Annotated in this window: 12 protein-coding genes, 1 tRNA gene and 2 pseudogenes; 11 read left to right on the forward strand and 4 right to left on the reverse strand. The window is 60.4% G+C overall.

The genetic code is table 11. The annotated features are described in order from the left end of the window. Nucleotides 1-129: 129 nt before the first annotated feature. Both prfA and hemA read right to left on the reverse strand, forming a co-directional pair. Nucleotides 130-1,212: a peptide chain release factor 1 gene (prfA, locus tag P7A97_RS11010; RefSeq protein WP_277689986.1), complete on the reverse strand. Its 1,083-nt coding sequence runs from the start codon at nt 1,210-1,212 to the stop codon at nt 130-132. Further along, on the reverse strand, nt 1,209-2,477 hold the full coding sequence (gene hemA / locus P7A97_RS11015; protein ID WP_277689987.1) for a glutamyl-tRNA reductase: 1,269 nt from the start codon (nt 2,475-2,477) through the stop codon (nt 1,209-1,211). Before hemA ends, prfA begins: the two co-directional genes overlap by 4 nt. Before the next feature lie 177 nt (nt 2,478-2,654). Here hemA and P7A97_RS11020 point away from each other — a divergent pair, with 177 nt between their 5' ends. From P7A97_RS11020 to P7A97_RS11060, 9 genes are all read left to right on the forward strand, one after another. After that, nucleotides 2,655-4,382 (forward strand): tetratricopeptide repeat protein, encoded by a 1,728-nt coding sequence (locus tag P7A97_RS11020; protein WP_277689988.1) that lies wholly within the window; start codon nt 2,655-2,657, stop codon nt 4,380-4,382. Nucleotides 4,383-4,384: 2 nt separating this feature from the next. Next, nucleotides 4,385-4,999 carry a lipoprotein insertase outer membrane protein LolB gene (gene lolB, locus P7A97_RS11025; RefSeq protein ID WP_277689989.1) on the forward strand — a complete coding sequence of 205 codons (615 nt, stop codon included), beginning with the start codon at nt 4,385-4,387 and terminating at the stop codon, nt 4,997-4,999. 78 nt (nt 5,000-5,077) lie between these two features. Beyond that, nucleotides 5,078-5,953 carry a 4-(cytidine 5'-diphospho)-2-C-methyl-D-erythritol kinase gene (ispE, locus tag P7A97_RS11030; protein ID WP_277689990.1) on the forward strand — a complete coding sequence of 292 codons (876 nt, stop codon included), beginning with the start codon at nt 5,078-5,080 and terminating at the stop codon, nt 5,951-5,953. Nucleotides 5,954-5,969: 16 nt separating this feature from the next. Continuing rightward, a tRNA-Gln gene (locus tag P7A97_RS11035) sits at nt 5,970-6,044 on the forward strand. Nucleotides 6,045-6,125: 81 nt separating this feature from the next. Next, nucleotides 6,126-7,067 carry a ribose-phosphate pyrophosphokinase gene (locus tag P7A97_RS11040; RefSeq protein WP_277690005.1) on the forward strand — a complete coding sequence of 314 codons (942 nt, stop codon included), beginning with the start codon at nt 6,126-6,128 and terminating at the stop codon, nt 7,065-7,067. Nucleotides 7,068-7,178: 111 nt separating this feature from the next. Next, nucleotides 7,179-7,793, forward strand: a complete 615-nt coding sequence (locus P7A97_RS11045; protein WP_277689991.1) for a 50S ribosomal protein L25/general stress protein Ctc — start codon at nt 7,179-7,181, stop codon at nt 7,791-7,793. A 30-nt stretch (nt 7,794-7,823) separates the two neighbouring features. Continuing rightward, nucleotides 7,824-8,408 (forward strand): aminoacyl-tRNA hydrolase, encoded by a 585-nt coding sequence (pth, locus tag P7A97_RS11050; RefSeq protein ID WP_277689992.1) that lies wholly within the window; start codon nt 7,824-7,826, stop codon nt 8,406-8,408. A 38-nt stretch (nt 8,409-8,446) separates the two neighbouring features. Then, on the forward strand, nt 8,447-9,547 hold the full coding sequence (gene ychF / locus P7A97_RS11055; protein WP_277689993.1) for a redox-regulated ATPase YchF: 1,101 nt from the start codon (nt 8,447-8,449) through the stop codon (nt 9,545-9,547). Between the two features lie 187 nt (nt 9,548-9,734). Continuing rightward, nucleotides 9,735-10,985 (forward strand): tyrosine-type recombinase/integrase, encoded by a 1,251-nt coding sequence (locus tag P7A97_RS11060; RefSeq protein WP_103463255.1) that lies wholly within the window; start codon nt 9,735-9,737, stop codon nt 10,983-10,985. Here the strand turns inward: P7A97_RS11060 and P7A97_RS11065 are convergent. Beyond that, nucleotides 10,977-11,267 (reverse strand): hypothetical protein, encoded by a 291-nt coding sequence (locus P7A97_RS11065; protein WP_103463256.1) that lies wholly within the window; start codon nt 11,265-11,267, stop codon nt 10,977-10,979. The genes P7A97_RS11060 and P7A97_RS11065 overlap by 9 nt on opposite strands. 58 nt (nt 11,268-11,325) lie before the next feature. Between P7A97_RS11065 and P7A97_RS11070 the strand changes: the two are divergent. Continuing rightward, nucleotides 11,326-11,448 (forward strand): annotated as a pseudogene (locus P7A97_RS11070) (integrase); the annotation flags it as partial. A 123-nt stretch (nt 11,449-11,571) separates the two neighbouring features. Here P7A97_RS11070 and P7A97_RS11075 read toward each other — a convergent pair. Further along, on the reverse strand, nt 11,572-13,596 hold the full coding sequence (locus tag P7A97_RS11075) for an AAA family ATPase (RefSeq protein WP_277689994.1): 2,025 nt from the start codon (nt 13,594-13,596) through the stop codon (nt 11,572-11,574). A gap of 281 nt (nt 13,597-13,877) precedes the next feature. Here P7A97_RS11075 and P7A97_RS11080 point away from each other — a divergent pair. Beyond that, nucleotides 13,878-14,137 (forward strand): annotated as a pseudogene (locus tag P7A97_RS11080) (hypothetical protein). Nucleotides 14,138-14,152 lie beyond the last annotated feature (15 nt).

Below are 14,152 nucleotides of genomic sequence, written 5' to 3' on the forward strand. Positions count from 1 at the left end.
CAAGGTCCTATGCCTTCAACAACGCCCTCTCCCCCAGGGAGAGGGCTGGGGAGAGGGTGACATAAGCAGCTCGGAGCGGCCCGAGGATCCCTCACCCCCGCCCCTCTCCTAGAGGGAGAGGGGTGTCAATCAGTCGCCCAACGCCGCCAGCTGGTCAGCCTGGTATTCCTGCAGCAGCGGCTCGATCACCTGCTCCACGCCGCCGGCGATCACCTCGCCCAGGGAATACAGGGTCAGGTTGATGCGATGGTCGGTGACCCGGCCCTGGGGGAAGTTATAGGTGCGGATACGCTCGGAGCGGTCACCGGAGCCCACCAGCAGCTTGCGCGTGTCGGAGATTTCCTTGTGCGCGGCGGCTTCCTGCTGGTCTTTCAACTTGGCCGCCAGCCAAGCCATGGCCTTGGCGCGGTTCTTGTGCTGCGAACGTTCTTCCTGGCATTCCACCACGGTGCCGGTGGGAATGTGGGTGATCCGGATCGCCGAGTCGGTGGTGTTGACGTGCTGGCCGCCGGCGCCAGAGCTGCGGTAGGTGTCCACGCGCAGGTCGGCCGGGTTGATGTCGATCGCCGCCTGCTCGTCCGGCTCGGGCAGCACTGCCACGGTGCAAGCCGAGGTGTGGATGCGCCCCTGCGACTCGGTCTCCGGTACGCGCTGCACGCGGTGGGCGCCGGACTCGAACTTGAGTTTGGCGTAGACGTTGTCGCCCTCGACGCGCGAGATCACCTCTTTATAGCCGCCGTGCTCACCTTCGTTGGCCGAGAGAATCTCGACTCGCCAGCCCTGGCGCTCGGCATAGCGCGAGTACATACGGAACAGGTCACCGGAGAAGATCGCCGCCTCGTCGCCGCCAGTACCGGCGCGGATTTCCAGGTAGACGTTGCGGCTGTCGTTGGGGTCCTTGGGCAGCAGCATGCGCTGCAGGCTGTCTTCCAGTTCGAGCAGGCGCTGCTTGGCGCTGGCCACTTCTTCCTCGGCCATCTCGCGCAGGTCCGGGTCGCTGTCCTTGAGCAGCGCCTGGGCGCCCTCCAGATCGGACTGCACCTGGCACAACTCGCGGTAGCCCTGCACCACCGGCTCGACTTCGGCGTATTCCTTGGAATACGCGCGGAACTTGCTTTGCTCGCTGATCACCTCGGCATCGCCGAGCAGCGCGGTGAGTTCCTCGAAGCGGTCTTGGAGGAGGTCGAGTTTCTTCAGCAGGCTGGGTTTCATGACTTGCTCGGGCCCTCGTCGAGGGCAAAGAGTTCCTGGGCCACGGCCAGCGCTTCATAGCGACCGTCGGCAGATAGTTTCTTCAGTTTTACGCTGGGCGCGTGCAACAACTTGTTGGTCAGGCCACGGGCCAGCTGCGCCAGTACATCTTCGACATCAACACCATTGGCCAGCAGACGCTGGGCCCGGCTGAGTTCCTCGTCGCGCAGGCGCTCGGCCTGCTGGCGATAGGCCTTGAGCACATCCACGGCGGCCAACTCGCGCAGGCGCTGCATGAAGTCCTCGGCGCCGCTGGCCACCAGGGCTTCGGCAGCCTGGGCGGCATCCTGACGGCTCTTGAGGTTTTCCTCGATGACTTCGTGCAGGTCATCCACCGTATAGAGGTAGACGTCGTCCAGCTCGCCAACTTCAGGCTCGATATCCCGCGGCACGGCAATATCGACCATGAACATCGGCTTGTGCTTGCGCTGTTTCAGTGCCCGCTCCACCGCGCCCTTGCCGAGGATCGGCAGCTGGCTGGCGGTAGAGCTGATGACGATATCGCTGTACGCCAACTCCTGGGGAATGTCGGACAGCAGCACGGCATGAGCGCCGAACTGCTCGGCCAACTGGCTGGCGCGCTCCAAGGTGCGGTTGGCGACGACGATGCGCTTGATGCCTTGGTCGTGCAGGTGGCGGGCGACCAGGCTGATGGTCTCGCCGGCGCCGATCAGTAGCGCCTGGCTGCGGTGCAGGTCGGCGAAGATCTGCTTGGCCAGGCTGACGGCGGCAAAGGCCACGGAAACCGGGTTTTCACCAATGGCGGTATCGGTGCGCACCGTCTTGGCGGTACTGAAAGTGGCCTGGAACAGGCGCCCGAGCAGCGGGCCGACGGTACCGGCCTCGCGCGCCACGGCGTAAGCGGACTTCATCTGGCCGAGGATCTGCGGCTCGCCCAGCACCATGGAGTCCAGCCCGGAGGCGACACGCATCATGTGGCGCACCGCATCGTTGTCCTGATGCACATAGGCGCAGGCGCGCAGGTCGTCGATATTCAGGCGGTGATAGTCGGCCAGCCAGCGCAGCACGTCGTCAGCCTGCAGCTGGTCCTGCTCCAGGTACAGCTCGCTGCGGTTGCAGGTGGACAAAATCGCCGCCTCTCGGCTGGGCGTAAGACGACACAGCTGCTGCAAGGCCTCGACCAGCTGCTCGGGCGTGAACGCCACGCGCTCGCGGACGTCCACCGAGGCGGTCTTGTGATTGATGCCGAGGGCGAGGAAAGCCATGCAGGGTCGCTAAGGGAATTCGAGAGAGCGGGCGATTGTCCTACGTCGCCCATGGGAGAACAACTGTTGCGACAAATTGACCCAATAGACAAGAGCCCGAGAAAGCCCGCCACCGCGTTGGGTTTGCCTCGGGGTCTGTGTCATGATGCAAGCACGCCACGGAACGCACTTTCCCTCATGAACAGAACCCTCGCGCTGCTTACCGCCTCCCTTCTGCTCGCCGGCTGCCAGAGCCTGGCCACCAACCCGGACGGCACGCCGCCGGTCGAAGATACGGCGATCAGCCCACCACCGGCCCAGGCCAAGCAATACGCTTCCTTTAGTGAGGAAACGTTGTTCGCCCTGCTCTCCGCCGAGCTGGCCGGCCAGCGCGACCGTTTCGATATCGCCCTTGGCAACTACGTGCAGCAGGCCAATGCCACCCAGGACCCCGGCGTCGCCGAACGCGCCTTCCGCATCGCCGAATACCTGGGCGCTGAGCAGGCGGCCCTGGACAGCTCGTTGATCTGGTCGGAAAACGCACCCGACAATATCGATGCCCAGCGGGCCGTCGCCATCCAACTGGCTCGCGCCGGTCGCTACGACGAAGCCATGGGGCACATGGAAAAAGTCCTGCAGGGCCAGGGCGATACCCATTTCGACTTCCTCGCCCTGTCCGCTGCCGAAACCGACCCGGACACCCGCGCCGGCCTGCTGCAAAGCTTCGATCGCCTGCTGCAGAAGTATCCGGATAATGGCCAGCTGCTGTTCGGCAAAGCCCTGCTGCTGCACCAGGACGGCCGCCCCGAAGAAGCACTGACGCTGCTGGAGAACCACCCAGCCAGCGAGGAGCTGATCCCGCCGCTGCTGCTACGCGCCCGTCTGCTACAAGGCCTGAACCGTGGCGATGAAGCCGTGCCATTGCTGGAAAAAGGCATCGAACGCTTCCCTGAAGACAAACGCCTGCGCCTGACCTATGCGCGCCAACTGGTCGAACTGCAGAGGCTGGACGACGCCCGGAGCGAGTTCTCCGGCCTGGTTCAGCAATTCCCCGACGATGACGACCTGCGCTACTCCCTGGCGCTGATCTGCCTGGAAGCCCAGGACTGGGACGAAGCCGCCGTGCACCTGGAAGAGCTGGTAGCACGCAACGCCCACGTCGATGCCGCGCACTTCAATCTCGGCCGCCTCTACGAGCAGCGCGAAAACACCGAAAGCGCCCTGATCGAATACGCGCTGGTCGGCCCCGGCGACGACTACCTGGCCGCCCAGGTACGCCAGACCGAAATACTCTTTGATAGCGAGCGTGCTGAAGAGGCCAGCCGCCGCCTGGCCCGCGCCCGCGATAGCCAGCCCGACTATGCCATCCAGCTGTACCTGATCGAGTCCGAGGCCCTGGCCAACCGTCAGCGCGTAGACGAAGCCTGGCAAGTGGTGGACCAAGCGCTGCAGCAGTTCCCCGGCGACACCAACCTGCTCTATACCCGCGCCATGCTGGCCGAGAAGCGTGGCGACCTGGCCGGCCTGGAGCGCGACCTGCGCACTATCATCGAGCGCGAGCCGGACAATGCCACCGCGCTCAACGCCCTCGGTTACACACTGGCCGACCGCACCACCCGCTACGAAGAAGCCAAGGTGCTGATCGAGAAAGCTCACCAGCTCAACCCCGAGGACCCTGCCACCCTCGACAGCCTGGGCTGGGTTCATTATCGACTGGGCAATCTGGACGAGGCCGAGCGCTACCTGCGCGCCGCCCTGGCCAAGTTTCCGGATCACGAAGTGGCCGCCCACCTGGGTGAAGTCCTCTGGGTCCGGGGCAAACAACAGGAGGCTCGCAAAGTCTGGACAGAAGCCCTCACAGACCAACCTGACAGCCCTATCCTGCGCGCGACCATCAAGCGCCTGACCGGTTCCGAGAAGCTTTGACCATGTTGCGCCACGCCCTCGTCTTCAGCCTGATCACCCTTATAACCGGCTGCGCCGGTCTCAGCAGCCGCGAGTCTGTCGAAGGCCAGGGCGACGCCAAACTCTGGCAAGCTCACAAGGCTCAGGTCACGGCCCTCGATGGCTGGCAGATCAGCGGCAAGGTCGGCATTCGTGCCCCTAAGGACTCTGGCAGCGGCACCCTGTTCTGGCTGCAGCGCCAGGACTACTACGACATCCGCCTGTCCGGCCCCCTGGGCCGCGGCGCAGCGCGCCTCACTGGCCGCCAAGGCAATGTGCTGCTGGAGGTTGCCAACCAGGGCCGCTACGAAGCCGAATCACCCGAGGCTCTACTCGAAGAACAGTTGGGCTGGCGCCTGCCAATCTCCCACCTGCTCTGGTGGGTACGCGGCCTGCCCGCCCCCGGCAGCAAAAGCCGCGTAACCCTGGATGCCAGCAGCCACCTGGCGCAGCTGGAGCAGGACGGATGGCAACTGCAGTACCTGAGCTACGCCGAACAGAATGGCTACACCCTGCCCGAGCGCATCAAGCTGCATGGCAGTAATCTCGCCATCACCCTGGTGATCAAGGACTGGCAGCCACGCCAGCTGGGCCAGTGAACCGATGAACTTGTAGCCCGGATGCAATCCGGGACGACACCAGCAAAGCCCCGGATTGCATCCGTGCTACGACCGCCCATGACGACCCCTGCCATTCCCTCTCACGCCGAACTGATCCTGCCCGCTCCGGCCAAGCTCAACCTGATGCTGCACATCCTCGGCCGCCGTGCCGACGGTTATCACCTGCTGCAGACGCTGTTCCAGTTTCTCGACTACGGCGACGAACTGGGCTTCTCACGGCGCGATGACGGCAAAATCGTCCTGCATACCGAAATTCCAGGCGTCCCTCACGACAGCAACCTGATCGTGCGCGCCGCCCATAAGCTGCAAGGTGAGAGCGGCTGCCCACTGGGCGCCGACATCTGGCTGGACAAGCGCCTGCCCATGGGCGGCGGTATCGGCGGCGGCAGCTCGGATGCTGCCACCACCCTGCTCGGCCTCGACCACCTGTGGCAAACCCATATCGGCGAAGAACGCCTGGCGCAGCTGGGACTGGGCCTGGGCGCCGATGTGCCGGTATTCGTCCGCGGCCGCGCCGCCTTCGCCGAAGGCGTGGGCGAGCAGTTGCAGCCAGTGGAGCTTGCAGAACCCTGGTTTCTGGTCGCCATCCCCCAAGTCAACATCAGTACTGCAGAAGTTTTTGCCGACCCCGAGTTGACACGTGATACCCCCGCCATTACAGTTCGCAGCCTTCACGAGGGGGGTGGTCATAACGACTGCCAGCCAGTTGTCGAGAAACGCTACGCCGAAGTGCGTAACGCTCTGAAAACGCTCAACAAATTTGTTGATGCCAAGATGACTGGAACCGGAGCTTGTGTGTTTGGGAGCTTCCCAAACCGGGCCGATGCTGATAAAGTCTCGCGCCAACTTCCGGACACCCTGCCGAGCTTCATCGCTCGCGGCTGCAACAGGTCTCCTTTGCACCGCAGTCTTGAAACGGCAACTCGGAAGTGAATGCGGGACGCAATACAGGGGCGTCGCCAAGCGGTAAGGCAGCAGGTTTTGATCCTGCCATGCGTTGGTTCGAATCCAGCCGCCCCTGCCATACACACGGAAGCTGTTCAAGGAGCTTGGCTTTTTGAACAGCTTTTTGTTCATCGGAACCACTCCCAGGCAGGTACTGCGCGTGTCCAAGATGATGGTCTTCACGGGGAACTCCAACCCCGACCTGGCCCGGCGCATTGTGCGTCAATTGCACATCCCTCTGGGCGATGCATCCGTAGGCAAGTTCTCTGACGGCGAAATCAGCGCCGAGATCAACGAGAACGTGCGCGGCAAGGATGTTTTCATCATTCAGCCGACCTGTGCACCGACCAACGACAACCTGATGGAACTGGTGGTAATGGCTGATGCCTTCCGCCGCTCCTCGGCGACGCGTATCACTGCCGTGATCCCCTACTTCGGCTATGCCCGCCAGGATCGCCGCCCGCGCTCCGCTCGCGTGGCCATCAGCGCCAAAGTCGTGGCCGACATGCTGACTGTCGTCGGCATCGACCGCGTGCTGACCGTCGACCTGCACGCCGACCAGATCCAGGGCTTCTTCGATATTCCGGTTGACAACATCTACGGCTCCCCGGTACTGACCGACGACATCCAGGATCAACGATTCGAGAACCTGATGATCGTCTCCCCGGACATCGGCGGCGTGGTTCGAGCACGCGCCGTGGCCAAGAGCCTGGGCGTCGACCTGGCGATCATCGACAAGCGTCGTGAGAAAGCCAACCACTCCGAAGTCATGCACATCATCGGTGATGTCGAAGGCCGTACCTGCGTACTGGTCGACGACATGGTCGATACCGCCGGCACCCTCTGCCACGCCGCCAAGGCGCTGAAAGAGCACGGCGCCTCGAAGGTCTATGCCTACGCCACCCACCCGGTGCTGTCGGGCCGCGCCATCGAGAACCTGGAAAATTCCGTGCTGGACGCACTGGTGGTGACCAACACCATCCCGCTGTCCGCTGCCGCCCAAGCCTGCTCGCGCATTCGCCAGCTGGACATGGCCCCGGTGATCGCCGAAGCGGTTCGCCGCATCAGCAACGAAGAATCGATCAGCGCGATGTTCCGCTAAGCGGAACAGGCCTGAACGTGAAGCGCCCTGCCCCGTGCAGGGCTTTTTGCCCAACCGCCCATAACGCTGGTCGCAAGCGTGAACGCGGTTTGGTTATTTTGGAGAACTGTAATGACTGATTTTGCCCTGAATGCCGACGTGCGTTCCGACCTGGGGAAAGGTGCGAGCCGCCGCCTGCGTCGTAACGAAAACCTGGTTCCTGCCGTGATCTACGGTGGCGAGAAAGCCGCTCAATCCATCAGCTTGCAGGCCAAAGACCTGGCCAAGCTGCTGGAAAACGAAGCTGCCTTCAGCCATGTACTGGCCCTGAACGTTGCCGGCGCGACCGAGAACGTCCTGATCAAGGCCCTGCAGCGCCACCCGGCCAAAGGCTACGTGGTACACGCTGACTTCGTTCGCGTTGTCGCCGGCCAGAAGCTGACCGCTCACGTTCCGCTGCACTTCATCAACGAAGCAACTGCTGTTGGCGTCAAGCAGCAGGGTGGCGAGATTTCTCACACCATCAACGAAGTCGAAGTTTCCTGCCTGCCGAAAGACCTGCCGGAGTTCATCGAAGTCGACATGGCTAAAGTAGAAGTTGGCCAGACCGTTCACCTGTCCGACCTGAAACTGCCGAAAGGTATCGAGCTGGTGGCCCTGGCCCACGGCAACGACCTGGCCGTTTCCAACATTCACGCCTCCCGCGTGAAGGATGACAGCGCTGAAGGCGAAGGCGCTGCCGAGTAATACTCGCGCGCCTGGCAAGGGGCTCCCGTCGTGACTGCCGTACAACTGATCGTCGGCCTGGGTAATCCAGGCCCTGAATACGACCAGACCCGGCATAACGCGGGAGCCCTTTTTGTTGAGCGCCTGGCCGACAGCCAACGCGTCAGCCTTGCCCTCGACAAGAAATATTTTGGCCTGGTGGGTAAATTCAGCCATCAGGGCCGCGACGTTCGTCTGCTTATTCCCACCACCTACATGAACCGCAGCGGTCAAGCCGTGGCGGCACTGGCGAATTTCTTCCGCATCCCGGTAGACGCCATGCTGGTGGCCCACGACGAACTCGACATGCCTCCCGGCGTCGCCAAACTCAAGACCGGCGGCGGCCACGGCGGCCACAACGGCCTGCGCGACATCATCGCGCAGTGCGGCAATCAGAACGGCTTTCACCGCCTGCGCCTCGGCATTGGCCACCCCGGCCACGCCAGCCTGGTCTCCGGCTTCGTCCTCGGCCGCGCCCCGCGCAACGAGCAGGAGTTGCTGGACAAGAGCATCGATAACGCCCTGGGCGTGCTGCCCGAAATGCTCGCCGGCGACTGGACTAAGGCCATGCAGAAGCTGCATAGCCAGAAAGCCTGACCCTTTTTTTACGACTTCATCTCCGCGAGGGATACATCATGGGATTCAACTGCGGCATCGTCGGCCTGCCCAACGTCGGCAAGTCCACCCTGTTCAACGCCCTCACCAAATCCGGCATCGCCGCGGAGAACTTCCCCTTCTGCACCATCGAGCCGAACAGCGGCATAGTGCCGATGCCCGATCCTCGCCTGGATGCCCTGGCCGCCATCGTCAAACCGGAGAAGGTCATTCCCACGACCATGGAGTTCGTCGACATCGCCGGCCTGGTGGCGGGCGCCTCCAAAGGTGAAGGTCTGGGCAATAAATTCCTCGCCAACATCCGCGAGACCGACGCCATCGCCCACGTGGTGCGCTGCTTCGAGGACGAGAACGTCATCCACGTGGCCAACAGCGTCGATCCCAAGCGTGACATCGAGATCATCGACCTCGAACTGATCTTCGCCGACCTCGACAGCTGCGAGAAGCAACTACAGAAAGTCGCCCGCAACGCCAAGGGTGGCGACAAGGAAGCCCTGGCACAGAAGGCCATCCTCGAGAAGCTCATCCCCCACTTCAGCGAAGGCAAGCCGGCGCGCAGCCTGATGAAGAACATGAGCCCCGAGGAGAAGCTGATCGTCCGCGGCTTCCACCTGCTCACCAGCAAGCCGGTGATGTACATCGCCAACGTCGCCGAGGACGGCTTCGACAACAACCCGCATCTGGATGTGGTCAAGGCTATCGCCGAGGAAGAAGGCGCCATCGTCGTGCCGGTTTGCAACAAAATCGAGGCCGAGATCGCCGAGCTCGACGACGGCGAGGAGAAGGACATGTTCCTCGAATCTCTGGGTCTTGAAGAGCCGGGCCTGAACCGCGTGATTCGCGCCGGCTACTCTCTGCTCAACCTGCAGACCTACTTCACCGCCGGCGTGAAGGAAGTCCGCGCCTGGACCGTACGCATCGGCGCCACCGCCCCACAGGCTGCCGCAGTGATTCACACCGACTTCGAGAAAGGCTTCATCCGTGCTGAAGTCGTGGCCTACGATGACTTCATCCAGTACAAGGGCGAAGGCGGCGCCAAGGAAGCCGGCAAATGGCGCCTGGAAGGCAAGGATTACATCGTCAAGGATGGCGACGTGATGCACTTCCGCTTCAACGTCTAAACAGCAATTTGTATTTCACCGGACCTTACCGGACACAGAACCCCTTGAGAAATGAAGCCTCAAGGGGTTTTTCTTTTCCGAAAAGGTCCGACAAGAATCTATACGATCCGCATATTTACCGGGTACGCTACCGGGTATCGAAAAATTCACCTACCCATATAACCGGGTATAACAGGATTGAGCAGCCATGCCGCTTACCGATACCGAGTGCCGTACCGCCAAGCCCAAGGAAAAGCCCTACAAGCTCACAGATGGCAATGGCCTTTACCTTGAGGTGAAGCCTAACGGGGTTAAGGCATGGCGCTATCGGTTCGAGCTGAACGACGGAACCGGCAGGAAGGAAAGCGTGTTCGCGATTGGGGACTATGTAATCGCGCCCAAAGGGGAATCACCCGAGCACGCCGAAGAGCGCCGCAAAGGGCGCCGCTTCACTCTTGCGGAGGCACGCGATGAGCGCGTGAAAGCCCGCGCCCTAGTCATACAGGGCATCAATCCCGCGCACCACCGGCAACAGGAGCGGGTGAAGCGCGACCACGAGAAGGCCATTACGTTTGAAGCCGTCGCCAAAGAGTGGCTTTCACTGAAGGACTGGGAGGAGATCACCAAGTCCAGACGACTCAACATGCTTGAACGCGTCGTTTTTCCCAAAATAGGCGATCTGCCGATTAAGGCCATCACCCCCGTGCACATTCTGGAAGTGCTCAGAGCAGCTACTCAAGACAATGGCCCATCTGTTGCCCAGGAAGCCAAGCGGAGCATGTCCGGAGTTTTCGAGCTGGCAATTTCCACGCTGCGAGCCAGCACCGACCCGGTACACCCCGTTCGAAAAGCCCTGCCAGCTAACAAGACTCAGCACAAACGCCCTCTCTCCACCGAAGAAATTGGCCAACTGTTACGCGATGTCGAATCTCACGGCGGGCGCCATGAGACCCTCTGCGCTTTCCAGCTCATGTGGCTGACTCTTTGCCGCCCCAATGAAGCTGTAGAGGCTCAATGGGCAGAGTTTGACCTGGAGAAGGCGCTTTGGCGCATTCCCGCCGAACGGATGAAAAAGCGCAAAGATCACACAGTGCCACTGCCGCGACAGGCAGTCGAAATACTGCGAGGCCTGCATTCCATAACAGGAAAATACACCCACGTATTTCCTCACCGCGACGTACGCACCCGCCCAATGGTTGCGGCCTCATTCCGCCAGATGCTCAACACACTTGGCTGGGGAGGTAAATACAGCCCGCATGCCACGAGGACAACGGGCAGCACCAGACTCAATGAGATGGGCTATTCAGCAGACTGGATCGAAAGACAGCTCGCCCATACCGAGCAAAACGCTGTCCGCCGCACCTACAACCATGCCGAGTATTTGAGTGATCGAGCCATGATGATGCAGAGATGGGCGGACATGCTGGACAGCTGGAAAAAGGAAAAGCCCTTAGGCTGACTTGAAAGACACGTCCCTGACCACTTTTACACCTTTGGGCTTTTTAACCATATCAGAATCATTAACATCGCCCCCCTCATTGCCTAGGGTAAAGGACACTACCCAAACAAACTGACCGAACTCCGACTCAGCTGTGAAGGTTACTGACCACTCCTCCGAGTCATCTTTATTTTTCAGACCTGATTGCTTTTCCAGATCCCCTTGGGACAGCTGGCTGGCAGAAACTTGATGTTCAACGCCGTTCATCTCGAAAACGAGTTGACCTACTGGCTTAACTTGCATAGCTCCTCCCATGTCAAAGCAGAGGACTATAAACGAGCCGCTTAGCTGGCACTACTGAGTTAAGCGCAGACGTCCGATGATGGCTTGGTGGAGCGAACACATCCAGCAAGCAGCTACCGGCAACCTTTCAATGTCGGCCATCAAGGAAAATCGGGACAGAAAGGTCGTATCGATACGCTAACCCCTGTCGAACAAACAGAGTGGAGGACTTGGCCAAGGTGATACACACCCGTCGCATGAATGGACGCATGGTCCCGCAACACCCGATATGAACAGGCCACCCGTAGAGGTGGCCTATTCACTTTTAACTCTCGAAGGGCTTTGGATCCCGAGCAACGTGCTTTTCCAATCGCCCGTTGATCAAGGCAAACAGCGCCTCGAATTGCCCAAGGCTTTGCTCTGGCAGCACATTTTCCGGTTCCGTCGCCATTTTCTTGAGAAACAGTCGTGTTGGTCGAGTCTTATGGAAAGGGATTTCAAGATCTGCAAGGCCCGCTTCAATGCGCTTGGCGATGCGCGGGATATTGGCATTTAACTTCAACTCCTTCCCGTTCAGCTCTTTGTTATAGCTCTCTCGCACAAGAGCCTCGTAGACCGCCGGGTCGAGCAAGTCCTCGATATCTGCTTCGTTCGGTTGGGGCGAGAACGCTTCCGATACGAATACGACGTTCTGGTCACGGATAAGCTTCGCCTTGAGGAGCTCGTCCTTGGTCACCTTAGAGTCACGCTCGGTGTCGAGAAGAACCAAAACGTTGAGTGCTTCCGAAGTCAGCAACGCAACCATGTAAGAGACCTTCTGCGCGCCTCCTGCTGGAGTCATTGTGAGAGCGGTACTCAGTGCAGTTCTTCCCTTCTCGGACGCATAGCCGCTGACGGCGCTCAGGATCCAGAAGTCTGTAACTCCCTCGACAACAAGATTGTTGGGGCCGACAAAGAGGCTCTGAGCTAGGTCATAGCCTAGCGCCGCCTGGAGCGGAAACAACGTCCTAGCATCTCCCGTAGGGTCGTTCGTGACTGTGGTGCCGACTTCCTCCGCAATGTTAACGGTACGGACTGAGTCCAGCGCATGCGTCGGCACCATGAAGGGCGAATGCGTGGAGTAAAGAATCTGATTGGTGAAATCCACTTCCAGATGATGGAGGAGATCTGATTGGGACTTGGCATGCAGGTACAGGCCGGGCTCATCTAGCAGGAGTACCGCGTTCTCCGCATGGCCTCCGTCTGTATCAGCCGAAAACGTGATGTAGAAAGCGAAGAACCATTGAAAGCCTCGGCTCCTGTCGTTGAGATTTACTTCAACGTCGTATGTGCTCGTTGGATCAGAGATGATTGTGTCGATGTGTTGGCCATCAAGGTTGAAACGAATCTTAAGCGCGCGATCTTTCCACAGTCGTTTAATCTCGCCGGTGACAACAGCACTAGCACGGTTCGCGAGTTGATTCCGGGTTTCGTGATCGTTTTGCCCATGAAGCTTCTGAAGCTCTTCGGGATTGAGACCTGCAACCTTGCACAGTTTCTCAAAGTTCTGGTCCGAGTCCTCAAGCCGCCCCTGAGACTTCCGCTGGATGTAGGCGGAGATGTCTTGATGGCCATCAAGTTCTGGGTACTCATCGACATAGATGAATTTTGGAATTGCGCCAACAGCCCAGTCACGAGCCTTCTGCTGGGCAGCCTTATCGCCCACGATGCTCTCAGCCAGCTCCTCAAGCTCGGAGAGCACCTCCTCCTGCTTGTCAGTCAAATCAGCATCAGCACCAGCCAACGCAGTCCGTAAAGCCTTCGCCGCCGCCACAGTCTGGCTGGCCCATATATCACGCTGCCTCGTGGCAGATGCAGCAGTCTCGAAGGCATCGGCTGCCGCATCCAATGCACCAGGCGTTTCCTGCTTCTGCGCCGCAGCGCGCACTGCCGCAGCTACCTTTCTGACCTTGCCTTTGATGTCCGTTTCGTCGAAGGGAATCGCCTTGAGCTCGGGAAATCTCACCGTCCTAGACTTGCCATAGCTGCGCCCGATGACGACCTGGGACACCTCCGTGGCTCGCGGAAGAAGCTCAAGCAGAGCCTCTTTGTCCTCATCGTCTAACATCCATGTCGTTGACAGAACGGGCGTATCGTCTGTGCACTCCTCTAGGCGCCTGTGCCGGGGAAAATCCTTGATGGGTCTCAAAGCTTCAAACCCTGCAATCGGGTTTAGACTGTGCAACGCACGAAGCAGATTCGACTTGCCGCTCTCGTTCCGCCCCAGAAGGGCTGTAATCCGAGAGACGGCGATCTCACCACTGTCATTGATAGAGCGATAGTTACGAACTCGGAATGACTCTAGCCTCATGGCTGCCCCCAGTCTTGTTGGCCCAACTCTGTATAGGTGCGGACATTCTAGACAGAAAGCAAGTGGAATAAGGATGGCCGGACGCCGCTATCGCGAAGAGTGGGTGCATCGGGTCGCTTTCGGCCCACTCCGACAGTTAAGTACCCAGCCAAACGACAATCCGATTCCAAAAAATCTCAGTCACACATTACCGCAATGACATCAGCACCAAGGAGGTTCGTCCCATGTCATTGCAGTGCCCCCGCTGTCACTCCCCAAAAGTCGCTTCTTTCCATCACGCCATGAAAGCTGGCGCGGCCATCGGCGCAGTCGGTGGCCTCGCACGTGGCGTCAGCGCTGCAAGGCCGGCGCAGCGCTCGGCGTAATCGCCGGCCCGGTCGGCATCACCCTCGGCTCGGTATCGGGTGCCATTCTCGGCGGCCTGGCCGGCAGCGTCGGTGGCTGTGCGATCGGTGCCCAGCTCGGTGAATCGCTCGACCGTCATGTCCTGGCTCACAACCTCTGCCTGCTCTGCGGTCACCGTTTCAATCTGCCGGCCTGATCCGGTCACAGCTCT

Origin of the sequence: Pseudomonas sp. GOM6 (assembly GCF_029537485.1) — a bacterium.
GTDB lineage: Bacteria > Pseudomonadota > Gammaproteobacteria > Pseudomonadales > Pseudomonadaceae > Aquipseudomonas.

Bases quoted from the DNA above. Each gene is read 5' to 3' on its own strand.
- ychF (WP_277689993.1), top strand. From the start codon at position 8,447: ATGGGATTCAACTGCGGCATCGTCGGCCTGCCCAACGTCGGCAAGTCC.
- prfA (WP_277689986.1), bottom strand. From the start codon at position 1,212: ATGAAACCCAGCCTGCTGAAGAAACTCGACCTCCTCCAAGACCGCTTC.
- lolB (WP_277689989.1), top strand. From the start codon at position 4,385: ATGTTGCGCCACGCCCTCGTCTTCAGCCTGATCACCCTTATAACCGGC.
- P7A97_RS11020 (WP_277689988.1), top strand. From the start codon at position 2,655: ATGAACAGAACCCTCGCGCTGCTTACCGCCTCCCTTCTGCTCGCCGGC.
- P7A97_RS11060 (WP_103463255.1), top strand. From the start codon at position 9,735: ATGCCGCTTACCGATACCGAGTGCCGTACCGCCAAGCCCAAGGAAAAG.
- P7A97_RS11045 (WP_277689991.1), top strand. From the start codon at position 7,179: ATGACTGATTTTGCCCTGAATGCCGACGTGCGTTCCGACCTGGGGAAA.
- hemA (WP_277689987.1), bottom strand. From the start codon at position 2,477: ATGGCTTTCCTCGCCCTCGGCATCAATCACAAGACCGCCTCGGTGGAC.
- P7A97_RS11065 (WP_103463256.1), bottom strand. From the start codon at position 11,267: ATGCAAGTTAAGCCAGTAGGTCAACTCGTTTTCGAGATGAACGGCGTT.
- P7A97_RS11075 (WP_277689994.1), bottom strand. From the start codon at position 13,596: ATGAGGCTAGAGTCATTCCGAGTTCGTAACTATCGCTCTATCAATGAC.
- ispE (WP_277689990.1), top strand. From the start codon at position 5,078: ATGACGACCCCTGCCATTCCCTCTCACGCCGAACTGATCCTGCCCGCT.